The 26,951-nt window shown below is 64.5% G+C and carries 27 protein-coding genes, 1 tRNA gene and 1 pseudogene; 13 read left to right on the forward strand and 16 right to left on the reverse strand.

What is annotated here, in order from left to right; translation table 11 throughout:
• Positions 1-113 precede the first annotated feature (113 nt).
• Positions 114-656, forward strand: coding sequence for a Smr/MutS family protein (locus VGN46_RS00835; RefSeq protein WP_331639598.1), 543 nt, complete (start codon positions 114-116; stop codon positions 654-656).
• Between the two features lie 72 nt (positions 657-728).
• Here VGN46_RS00835 and truD read toward each other — a convergent pair whose 3' ends face one another.
• From truD to VGN46_RS00875, 8 genes are all read right to left on the reverse strand, one after another.
• Complete coding sequence (gene truD, locus VGN46_RS00840; protein ID WP_331639600.1) at positions 729-1,745, reverse strand: tRNA pseudouridine(13) synthase TruD; 1,017 nt, start codon at positions 1,743-1,745, stop codon at positions 729-731.
• Between the two features lie 12 nt (positions 1,746-1,757).
• Positions 1,758-3,185: a magnesium transporter gene (gene mgtE, locus VGN46_RS00845; RefSeq protein WP_331639602.1), complete on the reverse strand. Its 1,428-nt coding sequence runs from the start codon at positions 3,183-3,185 to the stop codon at positions 1,758-1,760.
• The gene (gene ispF / locus VGN46_RS00850; protein ID WP_331639604.1) at positions 3,182-3,658 is read right to left on the reverse strand and encodes a 2-C-methyl-D-erythritol 2,4-cyclodiphosphate synthase; all 477 of its coding nucleotides are present in this window, start codon (positions 3,656-3,658) and stop codon (positions 3,182-3,184) included. The genes mgtE and ispF overlap by 4 nt, the downstream gene beginning before the upstream one ends.
• Positions 3,655-4,344, reverse strand: a complete 690-nt coding sequence (gene ispD / locus VGN46_RS00855) for a 2-C-methyl-D-erythritol 4-phosphate cytidylyltransferase (RefSeq protein WP_331639607.1) — start codon at positions 4,342-4,344, stop codon at positions 3,655-3,657. The genes ispF and ispD overlap by 4 nt, the downstream gene beginning before the upstream one ends.
• Positions 4,344-4,688, reverse strand: coding sequence for a cell division protein FtsB (gene ftsB / locus VGN46_RS00860; RefSeq protein WP_331639609.1), 345 nt, complete (start codon positions 4,686-4,688; stop codon positions 4,344-4,346). Before ftsB ends, ispD begins: the two co-directional genes overlap by 1 nt.
• 9 nt (positions 4,689-4,697) lie before the next feature.
• Positions 4,698-5,996 carry a phosphopyruvate hydratase gene (gene eno / locus VGN46_RS00865; RefSeq protein WP_331639611.1) on the reverse strand — a complete coding sequence of 433 codons (1,299 nt, stop codon included), beginning with the start codon at positions 5,994-5,996 and terminating at the stop codon, positions 4,698-4,700.
• 10 nt (positions 5,997-6,006) lie between these two features.
• The gene (locus VGN46_RS00870; protein WP_331639613.1) at positions 6,007-6,390 is read right to left on the reverse strand and encodes a hypothetical protein; all 384 of its coding nucleotides are present in this window, start codon (positions 6,388-6,390) and stop codon (positions 6,007-6,009) included.
• A gap of 84 nt (positions 6,391-6,474) precedes the next feature.
• Positions 6,475-8,154, reverse strand: coding sequence for a CTP synthase (locus VGN46_RS00875; protein WP_331639615.1), 1,680 nt, complete (start codon positions 8,152-8,154; stop codon positions 6,475-6,477).
• Between the two features lie 85 nt (positions 8,155-8,239).
• Between VGN46_RS00875 and VGN46_RS00880 the strand changes: the two genes are divergently transcribed.
• Both VGN46_RS00880 and parE read left to right on the forward strand, forming a co-directional pair.
• A complete protein-coding gene (locus VGN46_RS00880; protein WP_331639617.1) occupies positions 8,240-10,039 on the forward strand; it encodes an aminopeptidase P family protein in 1,800 nt (599 codons plus the stop codon).
• 178 nt (positions 10,040-10,217) lie between these two features.
• Positions 10,218-12,107 carry a DNA topoisomerase IV subunit B gene (gene parE / locus VGN46_RS00885; protein WP_331639618.1) on the forward strand — a complete coding sequence of 630 codons (1,890 nt, stop codon included), beginning with the start codon at positions 10,218-10,220 and terminating at the stop codon, positions 12,105-12,107.
• Between the two features lie 119 nt (positions 12,108-12,226).
• On the opposite strand, the gene pgi is transcribed toward parE, so the two are convergent.
• The 6 genes from pgi to pcnB form a co-directional block, all read right to left on the reverse strand.
• A complete protein-coding gene (gene pgi, locus VGN46_RS00890; RefSeq protein ID WP_331639620.1) occupies positions 12,227-13,861 on the reverse strand; it encodes a glucose-6-phosphate isomerase in 1,635 nt (544 codons plus the stop codon).
• A gap of 200 nt (positions 13,862-14,061) precedes the next feature.
• Complete coding sequence (gene panD / locus VGN46_RS00895; protein ID WP_331639622.1) at positions 14,062-14,442, reverse strand: aspartate 1-decarboxylase; 381 nt, start codon at positions 14,440-14,442, stop codon at positions 14,062-14,064.
• Between the two features lie 141 nt (positions 14,443-14,583).
• Entirely contained in the window at positions 14,584-15,429 is an 846-nt protein-coding gene (gene panC / locus VGN46_RS00900) for a pantoate--beta-alanine ligase (protein WP_331639624.1), read from the reverse strand.
• 10 nt (positions 15,430-15,439) lie between these two features.
• Positions 15,440-16,267 carry a 3-methyl-2-oxobutanoate hydroxymethyltransferase gene (panB, locus tag VGN46_RS00905; protein WP_414675189.1) on the reverse strand — a complete coding sequence of 276 codons (828 nt, stop codon included), beginning with the start codon at positions 16,265-16,267 and terminating at the stop codon, positions 15,440-15,442.
• 69 nt (positions 16,268-16,336) lie between these two features.
• Positions 16,337-16,822: a 2-amino-4-hydroxy-6-hydroxymethyldihydropteridine diphosphokinase gene (folK, locus tag VGN46_RS00910; protein ID WP_331639626.1), complete on the reverse strand. Its 486-nt coding sequence runs from the start codon at positions 16,820-16,822 to the stop codon at positions 16,337-16,339.
• The gene (pcnB, locus tag VGN46_RS00915; protein ID WP_331639628.1) at positions 16,819-18,183 is read right to left on the reverse strand and encodes a polynucleotide adenylyltransferase PcnB; all 1,365 of its coding nucleotides are present in this window, start codon (positions 18,181-18,183) and stop codon (positions 16,819-16,821) included. Before pcnB ends, folK begins: the two co-directional genes overlap by 4 nt.
• Before the next feature lie 183 nt (positions 18,184-18,366).
• Here pcnB and VGN46_RS00920 point away from each other — a divergent pair.
• Together VGN46_RS00920 and fdxA are read left to right on the forward strand one after the other, a co-directional pair.
• Positions 18,367-18,442, forward strand: a tRNA-Glu gene (locus VGN46_RS00920).
• Positions 18,443-18,470: 28 nt separating this feature from the next.
• A complete protein-coding gene (gene fdxA, locus VGN46_RS00925; protein ID WP_331639631.1) occupies positions 18,471-18,794 on the forward strand; it encodes a ferredoxin FdxA in 324 nt (107 codons plus the stop codon).
• A 121-nt stretch (positions 18,795-18,915) separates the two neighbouring features.
• Here fdxA and VGN46_RS00930 read toward each other — a convergent pair whose 3' ends face one another.
• Both VGN46_RS00930 and dapA read right to left on the reverse strand, forming a co-directional pair.
• Entirely contained in the window at positions 18,916-19,518 is a 603-nt protein-coding gene (locus VGN46_RS00930) for a hypothetical protein (RefSeq protein ID WP_331639633.1), read from the reverse strand.
• A 40-nt stretch (positions 19,519-19,558) separates the two neighbouring features.
• Positions 19,559-20,452 carry a 4-hydroxy-tetrahydrodipicolinate synthase gene (gene dapA / locus VGN46_RS00935; RefSeq protein ID WP_331639652.1) on the reverse strand — a complete coding sequence of 298 codons (894 nt, stop codon included), beginning with the start codon at positions 20,450-20,452 and terminating at the stop codon, positions 19,559-19,561.
• Positions 20,453-20,560: 108 nt separating this feature from the next.
• Here dapA and VGN46_RS00940 point away from each other — a divergent pair, with 108 nt between their 5' ends.
• The 8 genes and pseudogenes from VGN46_RS00940 to VGN46_RS00975 all read left to right on the forward strand — a co-directional run.
• Entirely contained in the window at positions 20,561-21,190 is a 630-nt protein-coding gene (locus VGN46_RS00940; RefSeq protein WP_331639635.1) for a glycine cleavage system protein R, read from the forward strand.
• A gap of 21 nt (positions 21,191-21,211) precedes the next feature.
• Entirely contained in the window at positions 21,212-21,673 is a 462-nt protein-coding gene (locus VGN46_RS00945; protein WP_331639637.1) for a peroxiredoxin, read from the forward strand.
• An 82-nt stretch (positions 21,674-21,755) separates the two neighbouring features.
• Entirely contained in the window at positions 21,756-23,144 is a 1,389-nt protein-coding gene (locus tag VGN46_RS00950) for a PhoH family protein (protein WP_331639640.1), read from the forward strand.
• Positions 23,141-23,917: a bifunctional hydroxymethylpyrimidine kinase/phosphomethylpyrimidine kinase gene (thiD, locus tag VGN46_RS00955; RefSeq protein ID WP_331639642.1), complete on the forward strand. Its 777-nt coding sequence runs from the start codon at positions 23,141-23,143 to the stop codon at positions 23,915-23,917. Before VGN46_RS00950 ends, thiD begins: the two co-directional genes overlap by 4 nt.
• Positions 23,918-24,017: 100 nt before the next feature.
• Positions 24,018-24,944 (forward strand): aspartyl/asparaginyl beta-hydroxylase domain-containing protein, encoded by a 927-nt coding sequence (locus VGN46_RS00960; RefSeq protein ID WP_331639653.1) that lies wholly within the window; start codon positions 24,018-24,020, stop codon positions 24,942-24,944.
• A 72-nt stretch (positions 24,945-25,016) separates the two neighbouring features.
• The gene (locus tag VGN46_RS00965; RefSeq protein ID WP_331639644.1) at positions 25,017-25,574 is read left to right on the forward strand and encodes a hypothetical protein; all 558 of its coding nucleotides are present in this window, start codon (positions 25,017-25,019) and stop codon (positions 25,572-25,574) included.
• A 501-nt stretch (positions 25,575-26,075) separates the two neighbouring features.
• Positions 26,076-26,723 carry an OB-fold protein gene (locus tag VGN46_RS00970; protein ID WP_331639645.1) on the forward strand — a complete coding sequence of 216 codons (648 nt, stop codon included), beginning with the start codon at positions 26,076-26,078 and terminating at the stop codon, positions 26,721-26,723.
• A gap of 102 nt (positions 26,724-26,825) precedes the next feature.
• Positions 26,826-26,951 (forward strand): annotated as a pseudogene (locus VGN46_RS00975) (23S rRNA (adenine(2030)-N(6))-methyltransferase RlmJ); the annotation flags it as partial.

The raw sequence follows: 26,951 nt of genomic DNA on the forward strand, positions 1-26,951 counted from the left end.
GATCCAGATCGAAAAACGGGGCTGGCGACCCCATATCCAACCCGGGCCGCACGACTCCCCAAGTCTACCGGAGCGGGACGCGGGATTCACCGGAACCGGCTAGGATGGAGTTCATGAAACGACGCAGTCCTTCGGTACATGACGACGACAGCCGCCTGTTTCGGGAGGCGATTGGCGACGTTCGGCCCATGGTGGCCAAGGAAGTCATCCTTGAGCGCCCACGCCCCGCCCCACTGCCGCTCATGCGTGATGCCGATGAAGCCGCCGTGGCGGCGGACTCCATGCTGTTCGACTATGACCCCGCCGATCTCGAGGTAGGCGAAGAATTATCGTATTTGCGCGATGGCTACCCGCCGAAAGTGTTGAAACAACTCAAACGCGGCCAGTTCAGCATTCAGGCCGACGTGGATCTGCACCAGATGAACGCCGCAGCGGCGCAGATGACCATCGCTGAGTTCCTGGCGGAGTGCCACCGCGATGGCGTGCGCTGCGTGCGGATCATCCACGGCAAGGGCCTGCGCTCTAAAGCCGCCGGGCCGGTACTGAAAGGCCTCACCGATAAATTGCTACGCCGGCGTGACGATGTCGTGGCGTTCGCCTCGGCCCGGCCGGCGCAAGGCGGGACGGGCGCCGTCGTCGTCCTGCTCAAAGCCTAGCGCCGGTCCTGTAGGAGCGCGCTTGCGCGCGATCCGGACTACCGCGAGCACCCATCGCGCGCGAGCGCGCTCCTACAGGGTTAGGGCGAGTTCGCGGATGACCGTGGTGGCGTAGGCGCCTGCGGGGAGTGTAAAGCTGACTTCCAGTGCGCCATCGTCGAGCCAGCGCCAGGTGAAGTCGGCGGGCTTGAGACGCAGCGCGCGGCGTTCGTGGTCCATGCGCGCTCCCGCCAGGCCGGCAGCAAGATCGGGATCGCGCGCGGCGACCGCGTTCTCAAGCGCGGCGACTTGGCCGGCCGCGGGCGTCTCACCGCTCCCCCACAACGGGCCGGTAGGATGGATATCGAAGCGCGCAAGACGTTCGGCGAGCGTGTCGTTGAACGCCTCCGGCCCGAACCACGAGCGCGAACCGTCCAGCCCCCAGATCTCGCCATCCATGCTGGCATCCCACGTCCCGGCGGATACGCGCTCGGCAAGTGCGCCATTAAAAATGTGCGAGCGCGCGGCGGAAAGCAGGATCGAACGCTTGTCGCGATCCACGCGGCGCCCCTTGAACATCGCCCGGGCCTGTTCGACGTTGTTGCCGCCCAGCCCGAAGCGCTGCTCACCAAAATAGTTTGGCACTCCGCGCGCGGCGATCGCCGCCAGGCGGGATTCAGCCGCGGCGCGATCACCTTCAATCTCACGCAGCACGAGCACAAAGCGGTTACCGCGCAGCGCGCCCCGCTTGATCTTGCGCGAATGCCGACCCAACGCGGTCAGCTTTACCTCAGCATGCGGAAAGGCACTCCAGTCCGGATCCGCCTTGCCGGGCAATTGCACGGTGAAGACCTGACGGGTCAGCGCGTGGCGGTCCTTCATGCCGGCGTAACCCACGTTCATGGGTGCGGTGCCGGCGAATTTCGCCACCTCGCGCGCGACCCAATCGGTATTCGCGCCGCGCTTCTCGACCAGCACGAAGGCGTGCTCGCCTGCGCCATCCGGTTCGTAGCCGAGGATCTCCTCAACGAAGAAATCGTCAGGCTGGCTGCGCAGCCGACCACGCAGCGGCGGTGCGCCAAACGCGAAGGGAAGTTCGTACTCGCTCATCGGGTAACGCCTTTACATCAGGAACAGGGTGGCCAGCCCAAGGAAGATAAAGAAGCCACCACTGTCGGTCATCGCGGTAATCAAGACACTGGAACCCAGCGCGGGGTCGCGGCCCAGCTTGACCATCAGCATGGGGATGCCCACGCCCATGAACGCGGCGAGCAGGAGGTTCAAGGTCATCGCGGCGGTCATGACAAGACCGAGTGAGGGGCTTTGATACAGCAGCCATGCAACGATGCCGATCACACCACCCCAGAGCAACCCGTTGATCAGGGCGACCCCGAGTTCCTTGCGCCACAGGCGACTCACCTGCCCCACGTTCACCTGTTCAAGGGCCATGGCGCGGACGATCATGGTGATGGTCTGGTTGCCCGAGTTACCGCCGATGCCGGCCACGATAGGCATCAACGCGGCGAGCGCAACCAGTTTCTCGATGGAATGCTCGAACAGGCCGATGACGCGCGAAGCGATAAAGGCCGTCACCAGGTTGGTCGCCAGCCAGGCCCAGCGGTTGCGCACGGATTTCCACACGGAGGCGAAGATATCTTCTTCCTCGCGCAAGCCGCCGCGCGACAGGGCCTCGGCCTCACCTTCCTCGCGGATGAAATCGATCATCGCATCGACCGCCAGGCGGCCGATGAGGCGCATCTGTGCATCGACGACCGGTGCGGTCACCAGGTCGTAGCGTTCGAAAGCCTGGGCCACGTCGTACGCGTCGTCCTCTGGCCGGAACGTATTGACGTCCGGAGCCATGATCGCGTGCACCATTTTGTCCGGCGAATTCACCAGCAGCCAATGCAACGGCAACACGCCGGTGAGCACGTGATCGGCATTGACGACGAACAGCTTGTCGGTCTGCGCCGGCAACTCTTCGAAGCGGCGCAGGTAGCGCAATACGACCTCGAGACTAATGTCCTCGCGGATGGTGACCATGTCGAAATCCATCAACGCGCCGACCTGGTCGTCCTCATAGGACATGGCCGCCTGCACGCGCTCGCGCTCCTGCGCGTCGAGGCTGGCCATCAGTTCGGGCAGCACCTCGGTCGGCAGGTCGTCGACAAGATCCGCGAGTTCGTCCGCATCCAGCGGTTCGATGGCCGCGAGGATCTCGCGCTCATCCATGTCCGCGATCAGTGATTCGCGGACCGAGTCGGAGACTTCGAGCAGGATGTCGCCATCCTGGTCACTACGTACGCGCTGCCATACGGCCAGGCGGTCTTCGAGTGGCAGCGACTCCAGTACGTCGGCGAGATCCGCCGGGTGCAAGCCATCCAGGATGGACTGGAGTTCGTTATCGATGCGTTCCAGGGTCACGGCATCGCCGGCGGGCGTGACCTGATCCAGCGCCTCGACCGCCTCGCGCCGACGCAGCAGGTCCTTGATCGTCTCAAGACGATCCTGCAGGCGCGGCGCCGGGGTGCGGGCGTCCAGCTCGGTCATGCAGGCTGGACCAGCACGCTGGCCAACGCGGCGATGCCTTCACGGCGACCGGTGAAGCCGAGGGTCTCAGTGGTGGTGGCCTTGATGCTGATGCGATCGACATCCACACCCAGATCGGCGGCGATGTTTGCACGCATAGCGTCGGCGTGCGGCAGCACTTTGGGCGCCTCGCAAATCACGGTGACGTCTGCGTTGCCAAGCACATAACCACGCCCGAGCACGAGCTCACGTACCGCGCGGACGAAGGTGCGGCTGTCCGCGCCCCGCCATTTTTCATCAGAGGGCGGAAAATGCTTGCCGATGTCACCGAGCGCGAGGGCGCCAAGCAGCGCATCGCACAACGCGTGCAGCACAACATCGCCATCCGAATGTGCCAGGACGCCCTGCTTGTGCGCCACGCGCACGCCACCGAGCATCACGTGGTCACCCTCACCGAATGCGTGTACGTCGAATCCCTGTCCGATGCGAATCATCTTGTCCTCCCGAGCAGGAATTCCGCCAGCGCAAAATCCGCGGGCGTCGTGACCTTGATATTGTCTTCGGAGCCCTCGACCAGCAGCGGCCTTCCCCCTGCCCGCTCGATGGCCATGGCCTCGTCGCTGACGACGATACCGGCGTCGGCGGCAAGGCGAAGTGCACGCGCGAGTTCCGCGCGGCGGAACATCTGCGGCGTGAACGCCCGCCAGCGACCGTCGCGCGGCTCCGTACCGGCGCTATGGCTATTGGCATCGGCACGTTTCAGGGTGTCGCGCAGCGGCGCCCCCAACAACCCGCCTTCGCCCTGGCCTGCCAGGGTGATAAGCCGCGTGATGTCGGCAGCGCGCACGCACGGGCGTGCCGCATCGTGAACCAGGACGAAGGCATCGGCCGCCACCTCGGAAGGCAACGCGTCGATCCCCGCCAGCACGGAATAACTGCGTTCGCTACCGCCCACGGTGGTGAGCAGCGGCTTGCCGTTGACCTGGTCGATCGCCGTGAAATGTGTGTCGTCGGCCGCGATCACCACCAACAGCCCCGCAATGAGCGGGTGCGCCGCAAGGCGTTCAAGGGTGTGATCGAGCAGTGGCCGGCCGGCCACGGGCTGGTATTGCTTTGGCAGGTCGCCGCCGGCCCGGACGCCCTTTCCGGCGGCCGGTATGACACACCAGAGCGCGTCCATTACTGCTCGCCGGCAGTGGCAGGGGGCGGAGGCGGCGGCGCGCTGGTCGCGGCCCCCGGCTCCACCACCTGGTAGAACGTCTCACCTGGCTTGATCAGGCCCAGCTCCTGGCGCGCACGCGCCTCGGTGGCCTGCTCGCCGTGCTTCAGGTCTTCGACATCCGCGCCCAACGCCTCGTTGCGCTTTTGCAGCCCAGCATTTTCGTCAGTCTGTTTCTTGACCGACGCACGCAGTGAGTCGACCTCGGCCATCCCCCCACCGCCGACCCACAGCTTGAGCTGTAGCGCGATGAGGATGACGACGAGGATCAGGCCGACCCAGCGCAGGAGTGCCGCGTTGCTCACGGTGGTCGGTTAGCCCGGCAGCTTGCTGAGGTTCGGGAACGCGTGGCGGCCGGCGTACTTCGCCTGCGCGCCCAGCGCTTCCTCGATACGCAGCAGTTGGTTGTACTTGGCCACGCGATCGGTGCGGCACAGCGAACCCGTCTTGATCTGGGTGGCGGTGGTCGCCACGGCAATATCCGAGATCGTCGTGTCTTCGGTCTCACCCGAACGGTGCGACACGATGGCGGCGTACTTCGCACGATCCGCCATGGCGATGGCTTCCAGCGTCTCGGTCAGCGTACCGATCTGGTTGACCTTGATCAGGATGGCGTTGGCGATCTTCTTGTCGATGCCTTCCTTGAAGATCTTCGGGTTGGTGACGAACAGATCATCGCCAACCAGCTGGATCGCGCCATCGACCACCTTGGTGAGGTGCGCCCAGCCGTCCCAGTCGCCTTCGGCCATGCCGTCTTCGATGGTGACGATCGGGTACTGCTTCGCCCACGAGGCCAGCGTGTCGACCCACTGTTCCGGCGTGAAGACCTTGCCTTCGCCTTCCAGGTCGTACTTGCCGTTCTTGAAGAACTCCGAACTGGCCACATCGAGGCCGAGCAGGATATCGTTACCGACCTTGAAGCCCGTCGTGTTCACGGCTTCGAGGATCGTATCGAGCGCTTCGACGTTCGACTTCAGGTTCGGCGCGAAGCCGCCTTCATCGCCCACCGAAGTGTTCAGGCCACGGCCCTTCAATACCGACTTCAGCGCGTGGAAGATTTCCGCGCCATAACGCAGGGCTTCGGCGAAGTTCGGTGCGCCAACCGGCAGCACCATGAACTCCTGCACATCGACGTTGTTATCGGCATGCGCTCCGCCGTTGATGATGTTCATCATCGGCACCGGCAGCGAGCCGCCACCGTTGACCATCAGGTACTGCCACAGGGCCTGCTTTTTCGAAGCGGCAGCGGCGTGCGCGGCGGCCATGGAAACGCCGAGCAGCGCGTTGGCCCCGAGGTTGCCCTTGTTGTCGGTACCGTCGAGGGCGATGAGCTTGCCATCGAGGCCCTTCTGGTCGAGCGCGTCGAAACCGGCCAGCGCCTTGGCGATGGTGGTGTTGACGTTGGCAACCGCCTTGGTCACGCCCTTGCCGCCATAGCGCGACTTATCGCCGTCGCGCAGTTCGACCGCTTCACGCGTGCCGGTCGAAGCGCCGCTGGGCACAGCCGCGCGGCCGAACGAACCATCGGCCAGGGTGACTTCGGCTTCCAGGGTGGGGTTGCCGCGCGAGTCGAGGATTTCGCGGGCGTGGATTTTGGTGATGGAGGTGGTCATGCGCTTCCCGTTACGAGTTGGAATGACGGAGCACGGTACCCAGCAGCATCATGGCGCCGGTACCAAGCAGGATGAAAACATTGAGCCCAAGGCCGATAGCGGCGAACGTGCGGCGGCGATCCTGGCGACGCAGGGCGACCAGGGCGAGCACGGTGCCAATCAGCGCCATGAGCAGGAAGAAAATAAGGATAAGGCCAATCAGGCCGAACAGCGGCATGTGCTCGGAGGTATCGCCTGCCGAGATCAACAGTGCCGACAACCCGATGCCACCGAGGATCGCGAGGCCAGACACCAGCGCGATGACGAACGAGGCGATGCCAAGACCCGACTGCGGCAAAGCCGCCGCACGCTGGGCATGCGCGCCCGCGTTGTGGATCCCGCTGTCATCGACCATCGACACCCATCTCCCGGGGAGGCCCCTGGCCTCCGTGGTGAAAGGCCCGGCGCTCACGCGCGCCGGGCCATGCCCATCATAGCGTCAAGCCGCCGATTCTTCGGAGCGGGACGCGAGCTTTTCGCCATCGCGAACCGCCTTGTACTCGCGAGCCGCACGCACGAAGCCGATGAACAACGGGTGGCCCTCGCGCGGGGTGGAGGTGAACTCCGGGTGCGCCTGGCAGCCCAGGTACCACGGGTGGACGCTGCGCGGCAGTTCCACGACTTCCACCAGCAGGTCATCCATGGACTTGCCCGAGATGACCAGGCCCAGGTCTTCGAACGACTGGCGGTAGCGGTTGTTGAACTCGTAGCGGTGGCGGTGACGCTCGCGCACCACGTCTTCGCCGTAGAGCTCGCGGGCTAGCGTGCCCGCCTTCAGGCGGCATTCCTGCGCGCCCAGGCGCATGGTGCCGCCCAGGTCGGAACGCTCAGTGCGCTGCTCGGTTTCACCCGTGGACGTGGTCCACTCGGTGATCAGGCCAATGACCGGGTCCGGTGTGTTGCGGTCGTTCTCGCTCGAATCGGCCTGCTTCAGGCCGGCCGTGTTCCGGGCGAACTCAACCACCGCTGCGTGCATGCCATAGCAGATACCGAAGTACGGGATACCCGTCTCACGGGCGAACTGCGCCGCGAGGATCTTGCCCTCGAAGCCACGCTTGCCGAAACCGCCCGGGACGAGGATCGCGTCGGCGTTGCCGAGCACCGCGCGGGCGCCGCGCGACTCCACGTCTTCCGAATCGATCCAGTCGAGGGTGACACGCGTCGACTGCTTGATGCCGCCATGGCGCAGGGCTTCACCCAGCGACTTGTAGGCATCCTTGTGCTCCACGTACTTGCCGACGATGGCGACGGTGATTTCATCACGCGGATGCTCGACGGCCTCGACCGTGCGCACCCAACTGGAGAGATCGGCCGGGCCGGCATCGAGGCCGAGGCGCTTGATGACCAGGTCGTCCAGGCCCTGCTCGTGCAGCCACATCGGCAGCTTGTAGATGACATCGACATCGATCGTGCTGATGACCGCGTTCTTCGGCACGTTGGTGAACAGCGCGATCTTGTGGCGCTCGCCATCGGGCAGCGGCTCTTCGCAACGGCACAGCAGCACGTCGGGCTGGATACCGATGGAACGTAGTTCCTTCACCGAATGCTGGGTGGGCTTGGTCTTGATCTCGCCCGCGGCCTTGATATACGGCACCAGCGTGAGGTGTACGAACATGCACTTCTCGGCGCCGTGCTCGATGCGCAACTGACGGATCGCTTCCAGGAACGGCAGTGATTCGATATCGCCCACGGTGCCGCCGATCTCGACCAGCGCCACGTCGAAGCCACGGGTGGCTTCGTGGATGGCGTGCTTGATCTCGTCAGTGATGTGCGGGATGACCTGCACGGTGGCGCCAAGGTAATCGCCGCGGCGTTCCTTGCGAATCACGGCTTCGTAGATCTTGCCTGCGGTGATCGAATTCTTGCCGGTAAGGCGGGTGCGCACGAAGCGCTCATAATGGCCCAGGTCCAGGTCGGTCTCGGCGCCATCGTCAGTGACGTACACTTCGCCATGCTGGAAGGGACTCATCGTGCCCGGATCCACATTAATGTAGGGATCGAGCTTCATCATGGTCACGGAGAGACCGCGCGCCTCGAGGATGGAGGCAAGCGACGCCGCTGCGATGCCTTTCCCAAGGGAAGACACCACACCGCCGGTGACGAAAATCAGGGGAGTCATGCGAGCAGCCAGTGCTGGAAATTTGTATTTTACACGAGCACAGGGCCGCTCGCGAGGGGTTCGCTGAACGCTTAACATGGGGACCATGAGCCCATCCCCGATTCCCGCCCGCCTTGAAGCCCTCCGCGCCGCCATGGCCCGCGCAGGCGTTGCCGCCGTTATCGTCCCCACGGCCGACCCGCACCTTTCCGAATACTTGCCGCCGCACTGGCAGGCCCGGGAGTGGTTCTCCGGCTTCACCGGCTCCGCCGGCACCCTGGTGGTCACCGCGAAGGGCGGTGGGCTTTGGACCGATTCCCGCTATTTCTCCCAGGCAGAGACCGAGCTGGCGGGCAGCGGCCTGCCGCTGATGAAGCTCAATGTCGCCCACACCCCGGAACACGTGGCCTGGCTGGCCAGCGAACTGCGCGATGGCGATATCGTGTCCGTCGCTGGCGACAGCATGTCGGTGGCCGGTGCCGAAGGCCTCGCACAGCGCCTCGGTGCCCGTGGTGCCACCTTGCGCACCGATATGGACCTGCCCGCCGCCGCCTGGGCCGAACGACCTGTGCGCCCGGCCACTCCGGTGTTCGCCCATGATGGCGCCTACACCCCGGTCAGCCGTGCCGACAAGCTCCAGCACGTGCGCACAGCCATGCGCCGCGCCGGTGCCACGCACCATTTCGTCTCGAGCCTGGACGACATCGCGTGGCTCACCAACCTGCGCGGCGCCGATGTCGACTACAACCCGGTGTTCCTGGCCCATCTGCTGGTCGAGGACACCCGCGCCACGCTGTTTATCGACGGTGGCAAGCTCCCGCCCGCGGTCAAAGCGAGCCTGGCCGCCGACGGCGTATCTACAGCCGATTACGCCACGGCGTCAGCGGCCCTCGCCGGGCTGCCGGAGGACGCCACCCTGCTGTTCGACCCAGGCAAGGTGGTGGTGGCTGTGCTCGAAGGCTTGCCGGCCGGGGTGAAGCAGATACGTGGCCCGGCGCCCTCCACCGCCGCCAAGGCGCGCAAGACGCCGGAAGAGCTCGATCACATCCGCGATGCCATGCGCCGCGACGGCGCCGCCCTCGCCCGCGCCTTCCGTCGCATTGAGGCGGGCGTGAGCGCCGGAGAACCGCTGACCGAACTGGACGTCGACACGATCGTCCGCGAAGCCCGCGCGGCGCAGGAGGCCTTCGTGGGCGAGAGCTTCTCGACCATCGCCGGCTATCAGGCCAACGGCGCCTTGCCGCATTACCGCGCCACCGAAGCCGGATTCAGCCCGCTGGCAGCGAAGGGCCTGCTGCTGATCGATTCCGGCGGCCAGTATCTGGGCGGAACGACCGATATCACCCGTGTCCTGGCACTTGGCCCGGTCACCGATGAGCAGAAGCGGGATTCGACACTGGTACTCAAGGGCATGATCGCCCTCTCCCGCGCCCGCTTCCCCAAGGGCGCCAGCGGTCCGCAGCTCGATGCCCTGGCCCGCGCCCCGCTGTGGGCGGCTGGCATGGATTTCGGCCACGGTACCGGGCATGGCGTGGGCTACTTTCTGAACGTTCACGAGGGCCCGCACGGTATTCGCCCGCCGGTCGCCGGCGGGGCGCTGGTGCCGCTGGAGACGGGCATGATCACCTCGATCGAGCCGGGTCTTTACAAGCCCGGCCGCTACGGCATCCGCCACGAGAACCTCGCCGTGGTGACCCAGGCCGACCAGACCGAATTCGGTGAGTTCTACGCCTTCGAAACCCTGACTCTTTGCCCATTCGACCGCCGCGGCCTTGAGCCGCGCCTGCTCGAACCCTCGGAACGTGCCTGGCTGGACGATTACCACGCCACCGTCCGGGCCGCGTTGTCGCTCCTGCTGGATGGCGACGACCGGGCGTGGCTGGAGTGGCACTGTGCCCCCCTCTGACCACCCCTGCAGGAGCGCGCTCGCGCGCGATCGGGCCTTGCCTCGATCACCCATCGCGCGCAAGCGCCCTCCTACAAGGTCTGCCCCTGTCTCGTGGGGTGATACCGGAATCGGGCAGACTTGACCGCTCCGATGGCGTCACCCATCCTGCCCGGCTAACGAAACGACTCCCCGCCTGATGAATACTCGCTACAACGCCTCAGACATCGAAGTCCTCAGCGGCCTTGACCCCGTCAAGCGCCGCCCCGGCATGTACACGGATACCTCGCGCCCGAACCATCTGGCGCAGGAAGTCATCGATAACTCCGTCGACGAAGCGCTGGCCGGCCACGCGAAGTCGATCGACGTCACCGTTTTCAATGACGGCTCGGTCGAGGTCACCGATGATGGTCGCGGCATGCCCGTGGATATCCACCCGGAAGAGAAGGTGCCGGGCATCGAGCTGATCCTCACGCGCCTGCACGCCGGCGGCAAGTTCTCGAACAAGAATTACGCCTTCTCCGGCGGCCTGCATGGCGTGGGCGTCTCGGTAGTGAATGCGCTCTCCACCCGCGTGGATGTGACCATCCGCCGCGAGGGTCAGGAGTTCCGCATGAGTTTCGAGAACGGCGATCGCGCCAGCGAGCTAGAAGTCATGGGCACGGTGCCGAAGAAGAAGACCGGCACCACGCTGCGCTTCTGGCCGGATCCGAAGTACTTCGATTCGCCGCGCATCCTCGTTTCCAAGCTCAAGCATCTGCTGCGCGCGAAAGCCGTGCTCTGCGCCGGCCTTACCGTGCGCCTGCATGATGAAGCCGCCGGCGAAACGACTGAATGGTATTTCGAGGATGGCCTGCAGGATTACCTGCGCGCCGAACTGCAGGGCGCCGAAGCCCTGCCCGCCGACCTGTTCGTCAAGCACTTCGCGCGCGAAACCGACACCGTGGATGTCGCGCTGTGCTGGTTGCCGGAAGGCGATCTGGTCCAGGAAAGCTACGTCAACCTGATTCCCACCGCACAGGGCGGCACACACGTGAACGGCCTGCGCTCGGGCCTCACGAACGCCATTCGTGAATTCTGCGATCTGCGCAACCTGTTGCCACGTGGCGTGAAGCTGGCGCCGGAAGATGTGTGGGAGCGCCTGGCTTTTGTACTCAGCGTCAAGCTGCAGGATGCGCAGTTTGCCGGCCAGACCAAGGAGCGCCTGTCGTCGCGTAACGCGGCTGGCGTCGTGGAAGGCGTCGTGCACGATGCCTTCAGCCTGTGGCTCAACCAGCATGTCGACCTCGGCGAGAAGATCGCCCAGCTCGCGATTGAACGCGCCAGCGCGCGACTCAAGGCGGCGAAGCAGGTCGTGCGCAAGAAAATCACTTCGGGCCCTGCCCTGCCCGGCAAACTCGCCGACTGCGCTTCCACCGACCTGACCCGCACCGAAATCTTCCTCGTGGAAGGCGACTCGGCAGGCGGCTCGGCCAAGCAGGCCCGCGACAAGGATTTCCAGGCGATCATGCCGCTGCGTGGCAAGATCCTGAATACCTGGGAAGTCGAGTCGACCGCGGTGCTCGCCTCGCAGGAAGTGCACGACCTGGCCGTTGCCATCGGCTGCGATCCCGGCAAGGATGACCTCAGCGGCCTGCGTTACGGCAAGGTCGTAATCCTGGCCGATGCGGATTCCGACGGCCTGCACATTGCCACGCTGCTCTCGGCGCTTTTCCTGCGCCACTTCCCCACCCTGGTCCGCGAGGGCCATGTATTCGTGGCGATGCCGCCGTTGTTCCGCGTGGACGTGGGCAAACAGGTGTTCTACTGCCTCGATGAGGAAGAGAAGCGCCTGATGCTGGAGAAGGTCGAGCGCGAGAAAATGAAGGGTGCCGTCTCGGTCACCCGCTTCAAAGGCCTGGGCGAAATGAACCCGGCACAGCTGCGCGAATCCACCGTGCACCCGGATACTCGCCGCCTCGTGCAGCTCACCGTGGAATCGGATGATGGCACCACGAAGCTGATGGACATGCTGCTGGCGAAGAAGCGCGCCGGCGACCGCAAGCAATGGCTTGAAGATAAAGGCGACCTCGCCACCCTTGAGGTCTGACCCACAAAAAAGCCCGGCAATCGCCGGGCTTTTTTGTGGCCTCCTGTAGGAGCGCGCTTGCGCGCGATGGGAGCTTGCGACAACTCCCGTCGCGCGCAAGCGCGCTCCTACAACGGCGGTTAGCGGCGGTCGCGGATCGCTTCGATCAGGCCACGGGTGGCCGCATCGAACTGGCTCACATCACCTGCATCCTTGTCGTTCGCCAGCGACGGATAGATCTGCTTGGCGATGAGCTTGCCCAGTTCCACACCCCACTGGTCGAACGCATTGATGCCCCACAGGTGGCCGAGCATGAACACCTTGTGCTCGTACAGCGCAATGAGCGCGCCCAGCGAATGCGGTGTCAGCGAGTCCAGCATGAACACGCTGCTCGGGCGGTTGCCCTCGAACGTGCGCTGCGCGGCCAGGGCGCGGCGTTCGTCTTCGGTGCCCGTCTTCGCTTCCGCGAGCGCTTCCTCGAACGTCTTGCCAAGCGAAAGCGCGGCGGCCTGCGCGAGCAGGTTGGCCGTGAGCACATCCTGGTTTTCACGCAGCGGGTGCGCCGGCTTCACCAGGCCGATGAACTCCAGCGGGACGATGTCGGTGCCCTGGTGCAGCGCCTGGAAATACGCGTGCTGCGCATTGGTGCCGATGCTGCCCCACACCACCGGAACGGTCGAGCCAGTGACGTGCTTGCCGTTGGTGGGATGCACGTGCTTGCCCAGCGACTCCATCTCGAGCTGCTGCAGGTAAGACGGCAGGTCGGCCAGGTAATCCACGTACGGGATGACCGCGCGACTGGTGGTGCCGAGGATATTGCGATTCCAGAGCTCAGCGATGGCGAGCAGGACCGGCAGGTTGTCCTGCCACACCGCCGTACGGAAATGGTCATCCGCCTCGGCGGCACCGGCGAGCAGGTCACGGAACCCGTTCATGCCGATCGCGAACGCGATCGAGGCGCCAACGGCGGACCACAGCGAGAAGCGGCCGCCCACGTAATCCCACATCGGCAGCACCTGCGCGGCGCCCCACTTGTTCACGGCCTCGACGTTCGAGCTCACCGCGATGAAGTGCTTCGCCGTCTTCGCGGTATCGCCCTTGTTCGCCTTGAGGATCCAGTCGCGGAACACGCCGCCGTTAAGCAGCGTTTCCTGCGTGTTGAAGCTCTTGGAAACAAGGATGACCAGGGTGTGTGCCGGGTCCAGATGCTTCATCAGGTCGTAGGCCGCCTGGCCATCGACGTTGGTGAGGAAGTGGCTGCGAATGCCATCCACATGGAACTGTTCGAGCGCGTGCACAGCCAGGCGCGGACCGAGGTCCGAACCGCCAATGCCAATGTTGACGACGTCGGTCACACGGCCGATCAGGCCAACCGACTCGCCCTCACCCTTGTGCACGGCGTTGACCAGCTTTTCCATCTGGTCCAGCGCCTCGGCGACGTCCTTGCGCACGTCAGCCGGGGCCGCCGGGTGGCGCGATGCACCACCACGCAATGCGGTATGCAGCACGGCGCGATCTTCCGACGTGTTGATGTGTTTGCCTTCGAACATCGCATCACGGGCGGCTTGCCAGCCGGTGCCTTCGATGTAGTTGCCTACCGCATCCAGCGCAGCCGTATCCAGCTTCTGGCGGGTGATGTCGAGGAGGATGGGGCCCATGCGCTTGCGGAACCGATCACCACGGGAGGCGTCGTTGACGAGCGTGCGGAGGGAGGTGCCGGCGAGGCGGCTTTTGTGCTCATCGAACGACGGCACGGGGACGTGGTTTGAATCCATGGCTTCCACTTTGGGTGCGACGGAGGGAAGCCCCGATATTACCGCACTGCAACGTAAGTGGATTGTATGGACAGCGCCCAAAACGCGACGGGTTCGCGTCTGTAGAAGCGCGCTTGCGCTCGATCAGCCAACGAAGCGATAGCGCCGGGGGCCAAAGGCATCCGGGCTATCGCGCGCAAGCGCGCTCCTACAGGTCGAGCTTAGGCAGCCTGCTTCGGGATCGAATGGTTCGTATGCGTGATGCGGTTGTTGGCATCCACATAGACCAGGTCAGGCTGGTACTTGGCCATATCGGCCTCGGACAGGCCGACGAAGGCGGCGATGATCACGAGGTCGCCCGTCGATACGCGACGCGCGGCGCTACCGTTCACGGAGATGATGCCCGAGCCCTCTTCCGCACGCAGCGCGTACGTGACGAAGCGCTCGCCATTGCTGATGTTCCAGGCATGGATCTGCTCGTACTCGCGGATACCCGCAGCATCCAGCAGGTTGCCATCGATGGCGATGGAACCTTCGTAGTTCAGCTCGGCGTGAGTCACCGTGGCACGGTGGATCTTGCACTTGAGCATGTTGAGGTGCATGGCGGTCTCTGCGGTCTGGCGGTTACAAAAACGCCCATTCTAACGGAGGTGGCCCGTACCGTCGTGAATGGGCTTCCTCGGTTTCGAGGCGCTTTATGGGGGAGCGGGGTCGGAAACGCAAGTGCCCGTCCGTGAAGGCTTTCAGTCGAATGGCAGGTTATCGATCAACCGGGTGGCCCCCAGCCGGGCGGCGACCAGGGCGACCAGGCCCTCGCGCTCCTCCGCGCCGGGCTCGCCGAGGTCCTCGGCCCGGCGGATGGCCACGTAATCGGGCACGAAGCCGGCGCGCTCCAGGCGGGCCCGGGCGGCCTGCTCCAGGGCCTGCCAGGAGTGACCTTGGCGGAACAGGTCGCGCATCTGGGTCAGCGTGGCGTAGATCTGTGGCGCCCGGACGCGCTCAGCGGCCGAGAGGTACTGGTTGCGCGAGCTCTTGGCCAGGCCATCGTCATCGCGCAAGGTCGGGCCGGCCATGATCTTCACCGGCAGCGACAGGTCGCGGACCATGCGCTCGATCACCTTCAGCTGCTGGAAATCCTTCTGCCCAAACACGGCGAAATCCGGCTGGACCAGATGGAACAGTTTGGAGACCACGGTGGCCACGCCATCGAAATGGCCTGGACGGTGGGCACCCTCAAGGGTTTCGGTCACGCCCGGCACATGGATGCTGACGCTGGCCGCAGGGCCGAACGGGTACATCGTGGCGACTTCGGGGGCGAACAGCACATCACAGCCCGCCTCAGCCAGGCCGACCTGGTCCTGGGGCAGCGTGCGCGGGTAGCGCTCGAAGTCCTCACCCGGGCCGAACTGGGTGGGGTTCACGAACACGGAAGCCACGACACGGTCGGCGCGGGCGCGGGCCAGCTTGAGCAGCGAATGGTGGCCCTCGTGGAGGTTGCCCATGGTGGGCACGAAGCCCACGGTCTGGCCTGAAGTGCGCCAGCCACGGATCGTGGCGCGAAGGGCGGCGGCGTCGGTAACGGTCTGCATGGCTGGCTCTTTAGCTGAAGCTGTGTTCCGGGCCGGGGAACGTCCCCTCCCGTACGTCGTCCGCATAGGCACGGATCGCTGCCGGAATGGAATCACGACCGGCGAGGAAATCCTTGGAAAACTTAGGCCGCTTGCCGGGGGTGAGCCCGAGCATGTCGTACACCACGAGCACCTGGCCATCACAGGCGACGCCCGCGCCGATGCCGATCACGGGAATCGACAGCGCCTGCGTAATCCGCGCCGCAAGCGCCGAAGGCACGCATTCCAGCACTAACAGGTCGGCACCCGCGGCTTCCACTGCTTTCGCATCGGCGAAGAGCTTCTCCGCTGCGTCTTCCGTCTTGCCCTGGACCTTGTAGCCTCCGAACTTGTTCACCGATTGGGGGGTGAGGCCCAGGTGGCTACATACGGGGATATCGCGTTCGGTGAGCGCCGTGATCACCTCGCAGATACGTCCGGCCCCCTCGATCTTGACCATGGCCGCGCCACCCTGGGCGACGAGCCGCGTGGCCGCCTCCATGGCCGCCGGCACGTCGCGGTCGCTCATGAACGGCAGGTCGGCCACCAGCAACGTGGCAGCCAGACCGCGCGCGACGGCAGCGGTGTGATAGACCATCTCATCGACCGTGACCGGCAGCGTGCTCGACCGCCCCTGCACCACCATGCCAAGGGAATCGCCGACGAGGGCGACATCGACCCCATTGGCTTCCAGTTGCGCTGCGAAACTCGCATCGTAGGCGGTGAGCATCACGATCTTCCGGCTTTCGGCTTTCATCGCCTTCAGGCCCGGCACGGTCACCGGCTTACGTGCCAGCGCACTCGTTTTTTCGACGTACACGCTCTTGTCGCCTCGTTGGGTGAAATTCGAATTGTCCGCCTGATCGGCCCGGGGCTCAAGGAACCCGGGTCAGGCCAGCGGGAAGCATTCAGCCGCGTCCACGGCGGTGAGAAGGTCGGCCACCCGACCCTGGCCTGGCAGCACCGTATCGGGGGCGATATCCGCCAGGGGCAGCAGGACGAAGGCGCGCTCGGCGATCCGTGGGTGTGGGACCGCCAGACGCTCGTCGTCGATCACCGCGTCACCATAGGCGAGCAGGTCGAGGTCCAGCGTCCGCGGGCCCCAGCGCTCGCCATCGCGGACGCGGCCGAAGGCGCGCTCCGTGGCCAGCAACGCGTCGAGCAAGGCATGGGCACTAAGCGAGGTCTCGACAGCGATGGCCGCGTTCACGAAATCGGGCTGCTCAAGGTTGCCCCAGGGCGGCGTACGGTAGAACCGCGAGCACGATGTCACCTCGATGCCCGGCAGGCTGCCAAGCGTGCCGATCGCGGCATCGAGCCGCGATCGGACGTCGCCCAGGTTTCCGCCCAGGCCGATGAGCGCGGTGACGCTCACGCGCCGCTCGTATCACCTTTGCCGGGGGTCGGCTTACGCCGGCGGCGCTTGCGCGCTGGCGCGGTGGCCGCGACCGTGTGGCCTTCGTGGGCGGGCACACCGCCGCCGCCAAGGGCCGCCGCCAGCATCTCGGGCGGCAGCTGCTGGGCATGCGCCCACCACTCACCCAGCTCACGCATGCCCGACGATTCATGGGCACGCAGCAGCAGGAAATCGAACGCCGCGCGGAACCGCGGGTGCGACATCAGGCGGAACACACGCTTACGGTGAATCTGCTCGAACCGCGGCTGCAGCGCCCAGATCTCTTCCATGGTGAAGGTGAAGCGCCGCGGGATCGCCACGCGCTGGCACTGTTCACCCACTACATGGACAGCGGCGCGCTGCCAGGCTTCGTTCATCTCGAAGCCCTGCACCATCCAGCCATGAGCCTGGTCGCGCACTTCGCCCCACAGCAACACCGCGTAGAGGAAAGCCGGGGTCACCGACTTGCCTTCGGCGATCCGCGCGTCGGTGTTGGCGAGACCTTGCTCCACCAGCGCGCGCAACGCATGGTCGCCGCGCTCGAGGGCGCGAGCCGTTGCCGGGAACAGGAATTCCAGCAGGCCGCAGGCTTCAAGCATCTTGAAGCTCTTCAGGCCGTGGCCGCCGAGGAACAATTTCAGGGATTCATCGAACAGGCGCGCTGGCGACGCTTCGGTCAGCAGGTGGCCGAGCTTCTTGAACGGCGCGGACGCCGAGGGCGCGATGGTGAAGCCGAGCTTGGCCGCGAGGCGGGCCGCACGAAGCATGCGCACGGGATCCTCGCGATAACGCAGTTCCGGATCACCGATCAGGCGCATGGTCCGGTCTTCGAGATCCTGCATGCCGCCCACGTAATCGCGGACGCTGAAATCGGCGATGTCGTAGTAAAGGGCGTTGACCCGGAAATCGCGACGCACCGCGTCTTCCTCGATCGTGCCCCAGATGTTGTCACGTACGATGCGACCATCCACGATGTGGCGATCGCCATCGCCTTCCGCGCCGTCTTCCCCGGTGCCGCGAAACGTGGCGACCTCGATGATCTCAGGGCCAAATACGACGTGGGCGAGCCGGAACCGGCGGCCGATCAGGCGGCAGTTGCGGAACAGGCTCTTCACCTCTTCCGGCGTGGCATTGGTAGCCACGTCAAAATCCTTGGGGTGCCCGCCAAGCAGGAGGTCGCGCACGGCGCCGCCCACCAGGTAAGCCGCGAACCCGGCGTCATGGAGTCGGTAAAGCACGCGAAGCGCGGCTTTGCTGATGTTCTTGCGGGAAATGGAGTGCTGTTCACGCGGAATGATGCGCATGCCGTGCGGAACGTCGCCCCTCGTTTCGGAATTCAAGCGGTTGGTGTCCTGGCGGGCGCGCTCGCGCCCGATCAAGTAGCTGCCCCCACCGGTACCCGGTGTCGGGATGAACGGGCCAAATGTAACGAATTCGACCCAATCCGACGAGCGGCCCTCAAAATCGTTGCCAGTAGCCGGAATTTGGCTATACTAGCGCGCTTCGTACGTCTCGTACGACCCGCTCCCTTCGTCTAGTGGTCTAGGACACGGCCCTCTCAAGGCTGGAACACGAGTTCGAACCTCGTAGGGAGCACCACTTTCCTCTCCGGCGCTGAACCGTTCGCATGACCTTTGTCGTTACCGACAACTGCATCAAGTGCAAATACACGGACTGCGTCGAGGTTTGCCCCGTGGATGCCTTCCACGAAGGCCCGAACTTCCTGGTCATCAATCCGGATGAGTGCATCGATTGCACGCTCTGCGAGCCGGAATGCCCGATCAACGCGATCTACCCCGAGGACGACGTCCCCGGCGGGCAGGAGCAGTTCGTCGCACTGAACGCCGAGCTATCGAAGGATTGGCCGGTGATCACCGAGCGCAAGGACGGCCTGTCGGACGCCAAGGATTGGGAAAACAAGCCCAACAAGATCGACCTGCTCCAGCGCTGAGCGGTTGACCAAAGGCCCTGCGGGGCCTTTTTTATGCCTGACTCCTACACGGGACTGGGGCCGGCATGAAAAAGGCCGCCCTTGCGGGGCGGCCTTTTTTGTCCACGGCAGGCGCCGTGTCTTATTTCACGCCGAGGCGCGACTTCAGCGCATCGATCACACGGCGGACGCCGTTGGCATCGCCCTGGGCGCGCACTTCGGAGCCCGCGCCGCTCGGGTTGACCGTGAGTACGACCGAGCGCTTGTTGGCGCCGCCGCCCTGCACGGCCTGCGGGCCGCCTTCGATCGCCTCGTCAGGGTTCTTCTTGTCGCTACCGAACATGCGCTTGAAGAAGCCACGCTTCGCTTCGGGGGCACCGGCCGTCGCGGCGATCTGGTAGGTGTGGGTGTCGTCGTCGTGGGCGGTGATCGCGCCGACGTCGCCGACCGCGAGCACCTCGCCGATACGCTTATAGGCGGCATCCGGCGTATCCGCCAGGATGAAGCCATCCGACACGGGCGCGGCGGCGGAGGCGTCAGCCGAGCTACCCGAGGCCGAACCCGCATCCGGAATCACCAGGGCCGCGCTCGTCGACGGGGTATCCAAGCCCGGCGGGATTTCCAGCGGGGCTTCCTGCTTGGCCTTCTCCCACTGCTTGGTGGAGCGGAACGCGCCGCAGCCGGAAACGACCAGGATGGACAGGAGCAGTGCCGGGACGACCAGCGCGTACGAGGTTTTCTTCATGAACAAAGGTTCCGTTGGAATCCGTTTTTAATGGGGTGCTTCAGGCGGCAGTCGCCAATGGTGCCAGAGCCGCGAGCGTTTCGCGCACTTTTGCCAACGCCGGGCCGGGCTCGAGCTCGACCAGGGGTAGGCGGGGCGCCGCCAAACCCAGCCCCAGCAAGGCCAGGCCGGCCTTCACGGGGATCGGGTTCGGCGCACAGTTCAGGGCATCGATCAACGGAGCCAGGCGCGCCGTGGCGCTGGCCGTGCGGCCCGCGTCGCCCGAACGGGCGGCATCGCAGAACGCACGGAAAGGCCCCGGCACGAGATTGGCGACCACCGAGATGGTGCCCGCAGCGCCGGCCAGCATGGCCTGGTGGGCCGAACCGTCGTCGCCGCTGAGGTAGACGAAATCGGGGCGGATAAGTTCCGCCATGGCACGAATTCGCTCCGCGTCGCCACGAGCCTCCTTGATGCCGATGATGCCCGGGTGGTCGCGGAGCACCGCCACGGTCTCCGGTGCGATATCGCAGCCGGTGCGCGGCGGCACGTTGTACAGGATGACCGGGAGGCCACCCTGGTCCGCCACGGCCAGGAAGTGGCGATGCAGGCCTTCCTGGGTCGGGCGCACGTAGAAAGGCGCCACGACCAGCGCAACATCGGCACCCAACTCTTTCGCCAGGCGCGTGGTGGCAATGGTTTTCGCCGTACCCGCTTCGCCCGTGCCCGCGATGACCGGGACGCGTTTATTGATGTGCTTCACCGCAAACGCCAGCAGGCGTTTGAATTCGTCATGCTCAAGGAAGTGCGATTCGCCAGTGGACCCGGCGACGACCACAGCCTGGGTACCGCCAGCCAACTGCTGGTCGAGCAGCCGGCCAAACGCGTCGAGATCGAGGGAACCGTCGACGGCGAACGGTGTCGCCAGCGCGGTGATGCTTCCAGAGATATCCAAGGTGAAACCCATTGAGGAACCAGCGCTTCGCATGTTACCGGGGCGTTTCCGGCGCGTCCATTCACGCCCATGCGCAGATACCTGCGCACAGTGTCTTGCTACTGTCCGATGGCCCCCGTTAAGCTCGGGCCAACAGCGACGCCCCGCGCCCCGCGGGCCGCGCCATGGGTAGTGAAGGCCTTGAATCGTTCTGTAGCACGCAGCGCCGCCGATAACCAGTTACTCATTTCGACGCTGTCGCCGGCGCACCGCGCGCCCATCCTCGCCCTCGCCAAGCGGATTGCCGATTCCGGCTGCAACCTGGCCGATGCCAGGGTCTCGACGATCGGCAACGATACCTCGGTGATGCTGCTGGCCTCGGGTTCGTGGGATGCCGTCGCCAAGCTGGAGACGGCGGTGGGCAAGCTCGGCCGTGACGAGGACCTGCAGATCGTGCAGTACCGCACGACGCCGCGCGAACCGACCGCCCACCTGCTGCCCTACCTGGTGGAAGTGATCGCCGCGGATCGCCCGGGCATCCTGGTCAAGATCATCGAGTTTTTCTCGCGCCGCGATATCAGCGTGGAACAGCTCACGTCCATGCGCTACCAGGCCATGCAGACCGGCGCCGAGATGTTCCAGGCGCAGATCACGATCGGCATTCCTTCCGAAACCCATATCGCCGCGTTGCGCGATGATTTCCTTGAACTGTGCGATGGCCTCAATCTTGATGCCATCATGGATCCCGTGAAGTTCTGACGCAGGAAGACGACGTACCGCATGATCGGCAAGGGCAAGAAGGTTCCGAAACTCAAGGGCACGCTCGGCGATGGTTCCACGCTGGCGCTGCCTACCCTCTCCGGCAGGTGGGTAGTGGTGTTCTTCTACCCCAAGGACAACACGCCGGGCTGCACCAATGAAGCGAAGGATTTCCGCGACAGGTACGCGCAATTCCAGGCACGAAACGCCGAAGTCATAGGCGTTTCCCGCGATTCGGTGCGCTCGCACGCGAATTACGCGGCGAAGCACGAGCTCCCCTTCCCGCTCGTTTCCGACGCCGATGAAGCCTGGTGCCAGGCCTTCGACGTCATCCACGAGAAAGTGCTGTACGGCAAGCGCTACATGGGTGTCGTTCGCAGCACGTTTCTCATCGACCCGGACGGCAAGCTGTTTGCGGAGTGGCGCGGGGTGAAAATCCCCGGCCATGCGCAAGCCGTCCTTGAGAGTGTTCCCACCGCGTGACGGACACCGCGCCACGCGGCTCCTTCCCCCGGCCACGGCCACATGGCCGGGTTTTGCCACCTCCGCATGAGGTCACTTCCGCATGACCGGAAGCAAGCGCATCTACGCCCTCGACACCAACGTGCTGCTGCACGATCCGACCTCGCTGTTCCGCTTCGAGGAACACGATGTCTTCATACCGATGACGGTGCTGGAGGAACTGGACGACAAGAAGAAAGGCGGCTCTGAAGTTTCGCGCAATGCCCGCCAGGTAAGTCGTTTTCTCAATGAGTTGATCGAGCGTGGTGGCGTGGACGGGTTGAAACGGGGCCTCGAACTCACCAACCCCCAAGGCATCAAGCTCAAGCGCGGCGCGGTGGGCCGCCTGTTCTTCCAGCAACGGGCCAGCCATGGCAATGGCAAGGCCGACAACCAGATCCTGGCGTCCGTCATCGACCTGCGCGACCAGTTCCCGGATCGGCCGGTGATCCTGGTCACGAAGGACATCAACCTTCGCATCAAGGGCTCGATCTACGGCCTGACCGCTGAAGACTACGAGAACGATCGCGCCCTCGACGATTTCGCACTGCTGTTTACCGGTGCGGATGAACTGCCGGAGGATTTCTGGAACCGCCACCCGGAAGTGCGTTCGTGGAACGAGCGGGGGCGCACCTTCTATGAAATGGAGATGCGCGAGGACGAGCATTGGTATCCGAATGAGTGCCTGTACATGCCGGGCGAGAACGACGTGGAGTTGCGCGTCCTCGAACTCACTGGCCCCGAAGACGCCCGACGGGCAAAGCTGGTGTTGCTCGATGACCACACCCACGCTGCGCATGGTGTATGGGGCATCGCGGCACGCAACCGTGAGCAGAACTTCGCGATGAACCTGCTGATGGATCCCGACGTGGATTTCGTCACCCTGCTCGGCACGGCAGGCACGGGCAAGACACTGCTCGCCCTGGCCGCGGGCCTCGCCCAGGTCATGGACCAGCAGCGTTACCGCGAGATCATCATGACCCGCGCCACGGTGTCGGTGGGCGAAGACATCGGCTTCCTCCCCGGCACGGAGGAAGAAAAGATGACCCCGTGGATGGGTGCGCTCACCGATAACCTCGAGGTGCTCGCCAACCCGCAGGACGGTGGCTCGTGGGGTCGCCAGGCCACCAACGACCTGCTCGCCTCGCGGGTGAAAATCCGTTCGCTGAACTTCATGCGTGGCCGTACGTTCCTCAGCCGTTACCTCATCATCGACGAAGCGCAGAACCTCACGCCCAAGCAGATGAAGACGCTGATCACCCGTGCGGGCCCAGGCACGAAGATCGTCTGCCTGGGTAACGTTGAGCAGATCGATACGCCGTACCTCACGGAGACCACCTCGGGCCTCACCTACGCGGTGGATCGCTTCAAGATGTGGGCCCATTCCGGCCACATCACGCTGAAGCGTGGTGAACGTTCGCGCCTGGCCGATTTCGCCTCTGAAGCGTTGTGACAAAAGCGAAACCCAATACCCTCACCATCGCCGGATCCGATTCCGGCGGTGGTGCGGGGATCCAGGCCGACCTGAAGACATTCCATTCGCTGGGCACGCATGGGCTTACGGCGATCACCGCTGTCACCTCGCAGAACACCCGCGGCGTCACCGCGGTGCACACGCTTCCGTTAGCACACGTGCGCAGCCAGATCGATGCGGTGTTCGCGGACTTCCCGATCGCCGGGGTGAAGACCGGCATGCTCGGCAGTGCCGCGATCACGCGGCTGGTGGCGAAGGAAATAGCGGCCCGTCAACCGGCCTGGCTTGTGGTCGATCCGGTGATGATCGCCACCAGTGGCGCGCGCCTGCTCGATGAAAATGCATTGGATGCCCTGGTGACGCGGCTCATACCGCTGGCGGACATCCTCACCCCCAATATCCCCGAGGCCGAGGCCCTGCTGGGCCGGCCGATCGGCAAGGCCTTTGACGAGGCCGGCGCCGACCTGCTCGCCATGGGTGCACGCGGCATCCTGCTTAAAGGCGGCCACGCGGGTGGCCGCGAGATCGTGGATCGTTACTACGACGCCCACGGCCTGCTGGCCATAAGCCATCCCCGCCTGCCCTTCGAAGGCCACGGCAGCGGCTGCACGCTGGCCTCGGCCGTTACCGCACAACTGGCGCGGGGCAAATCGCCGCACGCGGCTGTCCGGGCGGCTATTTCCTGGCTGGACAAGGCATTCCGCGGCGCCTGGCGGCCCGGCGGCGGGGCCGTCCATGTGCTGGCACACTGAGCCCGGAGTAAACTAGGCGCGTTGATACGGGTCCCACCGGGCCGCATGTATCGCCCGTCCTTTCGAGTGCAACCCCATGAATCTCCTCGGGCCCCGCTTCATCGTCCTGTATGTGCTGATCCTGTTCACGCTGTGCGTGCTGCTGGTGCACCTGCGTGGCCGCTCGCGCCTGCGTTTCGATCGCCAGTTGGTGGACCATTCGGCGCTGTTCGCACCGTACAACCTGCTGATGTACGCGTTTTCGGCCGTGCCGGCGCGCCCGATCCTGGACCGTAGCGGCTTCCCTCAACTGGATTTGCTGCAGAATAACTGGCAGAAAATCCGCGAAGAGGCCATGCACCTGTTCGACGAGGGCTATATCCGCTCCGCGGAAAAGCACAACGACGCCTCGTTCAACTCCTTCTTCAAGCAAGGCTGGAAGCGCTTTTACCTGAAATGGTACGGCGAACCGCTCGCCTCGGCGGAGACGCTGTGCCCGGAAACGGTGAAGCTGCTCAACTCGATCCCGAGTGTAAAAGCGGCCATGTTCGCACTGCTGCCGCCGGGTAGCCGCCTGAATCCGCATCGCGATCCATTCGCCGGCTCGCTCCGCTACCACCTCGGCCTGATCACGCCCAACTCCGATGACTGCCGCATCTTCGTCGATGGCGAAATGCACGCGTGGCGCGATGGCAAGGATGTGGTCTTCGACGAAACCTATGTGCACTGGGCGGAAAACCGCACCGACCAGACCCGGGTGATCCTGTTCGCCGACGTGGAGCGGCCGCTGAAGTTCGGGCTGATGACTGCGATCAACAAGCGCGTCGGCGCCTTCATGGGCTCGATCACCGCATCGCCCAACAGCGACGACGGCGAGGAACAGGTCGGCTTCGTGAACCGCATGTTCGCCCTGAACAAGCGCGGCCGCGACCGCACGCGCAAGTTCAAGAAGGCCAACCCAAAGCTGTTCCGCATCATCAAGTACATCGGCATCGTGCTGATGGTCTGGCTGGTGTTCCTGGCGCCGTACCCTTTCTTCCGGGGTTAAAGAAGTCTTCACACGCCGCGATTCCTTGCGGCGCGATACTCCAGCGGGATGGGCCCCTATGGAGAGACAGGCATGAAACGGTTTAGCTGGTTCGTGGCTCTATGCGTACCCATCGCTTCCATGGCGGCCCCGCCGCCCGGGCACACGCCCCCACCGGGCGTACCGCCCATGGCGGCGGCGCCCGCGTCCAACGCCTCGCCCGACCTGGGTCCGACCGTGGACTACCTGGTAGCGAACCTGACCAGGGATTCGCGCACGCAGGCGCAGGCCTTCCGGATGCTGATGAGTCTGGGGCGGCCGGCAGTGCCGTATTTGGTTGCCCACCTGGGTGATAGCCGCCCGCTGCCTGAGCAGTCAATCTGGGTCCATGCCCCCGTGGGGCGCGCCGATACGCAGTACCACCCGTGGTTCGTCCACGATGGCTTGCTTGCGGTGCTGAAGGAGATCACGGGTTTCTCGCGCGCGCCGCTTACGGGGCACCTGTTGCCTTCGCAGCGCGCCAAGAGCGTCAGGAAGTGGGTGGCGTTTTGCGTGGAGCGCTACCCCGCCCAGGCGGCGATATGCCAGCGCGCGCTACAAAACACCTCGATCACGGACGGTGATCCCCAGGTCGCCGACCTTCGGCACTGAGGGGTCGATAGGGCTCGCCTTCGGCTTCGCATCGTCGAATGGGATCATTCGCTGTCGCAAATGCATGTCTAAGCGGCTTACGCCGCCTTGCGCTCGTGCGCCTCTGGAAAGAGCCCTCGGTGCCCACCCTCGCTGCTCAGACAGGTCCTCCGCGTTCGAAAAGGAGTGCGCCTCCGGCGCAAATGTATTTGATTGGCCTACGGCCGCTCTCTTGTGCGGAACTCGCCTCGAGGGTGGGCACCGAGGACTCCCTGACGCAATGACGTTTCGTGATGGGAGTGCGGGTCCTGGCAGGATCAGCGCAGGAAGGAACGGCGGCGTTAGCTGAGTTCATTCGCTCCTGCTTCGCGGGTGCAACTAAAGACCTTCGACAGAAAGATTTCCTCGACCTGCCAACGATGCACTAACGCTGCAGACCATACCGCGACGCCATTTCGGCAAATTCGCCGCAACGCACGGTGGCCGCGGCAGCACAGGGCAATTCACCGCATAAAGAAAAACATGATTCAGCCGATAGGCAATCACATTAAAAAACAGGGGAAGTTAATGGCTCTTATCCAATGTCCGGATTGCGCCTCTCAGGTAAGTGACGTAGCACCGTCATGCCCGAAGTGCGGGCGTCCGATTGCACCGGTACCGCCTGCAGCCGTTCATGTGACGACAACGGCCCCGGGCGCACCCAAGAAGAAGGGCGTATCCGGCCTCACCACACTCGTCATTTTCGGCCTGTTGGGCTGGTTCATTTACGGGATGGCTACTTCGAGTTCGTCGTCGAGTTCGTCGTCAATCTCGACGGCATCTGATCACGGCGACGGTAACACGTCGGCGCCGAAACCTATTTACGCGACCACTGCAAACAGACTCGCAGCGGAATACGAGCGTAACGAAGTGGCGGCGGACGACGCTATGAAGGGAAAGGTGGTTCGAGTATCGGGCACCATCCAGGCAATAGATAAAGACTTCATGGACAACGTCGTCGTGAATCTCGCAACGTCCAATGAGTTCATGCCCGCGAGAATGCAAATGGTTGATGCTGAGAAGTCAGCCGCAGCCCATTTGTCCAAGGGCCAGACAATCGACGTTGAGTGCGACCAGATGTCTCGCGTGGTCGGAAGCCCGTCGGGCCGGAATTGCCGTTTCGTTAACTGACCGCCGCCGCAGCAGTGCTCTCCCCGAATTCGCTTCAGTTTTCCAGAGAGCCCTCGGTGCCCACCCTCGAGGCGAGTTCCGCAGGCGAGGTATAATCGCGGCATGAACTATCGCCACGCCTACCACGCCGGCAACTTCGCCGATGTCATGAAGCACATGGTGCTCGTGGCCCTGCTCGATGCCATGAAGCAGAAAAACACCCCCTTCTGCTACATCGAAACCCACGCC

The sequence above is a fragment of the Luteibacter sp. genome (genome assembly GCF_036500425.1).
Classification (GTDB): Bacteria; Pseudomonadota; Gammaproteobacteria; order Xanthomonadales; family Rhodanobacteraceae; genus Luteibacter.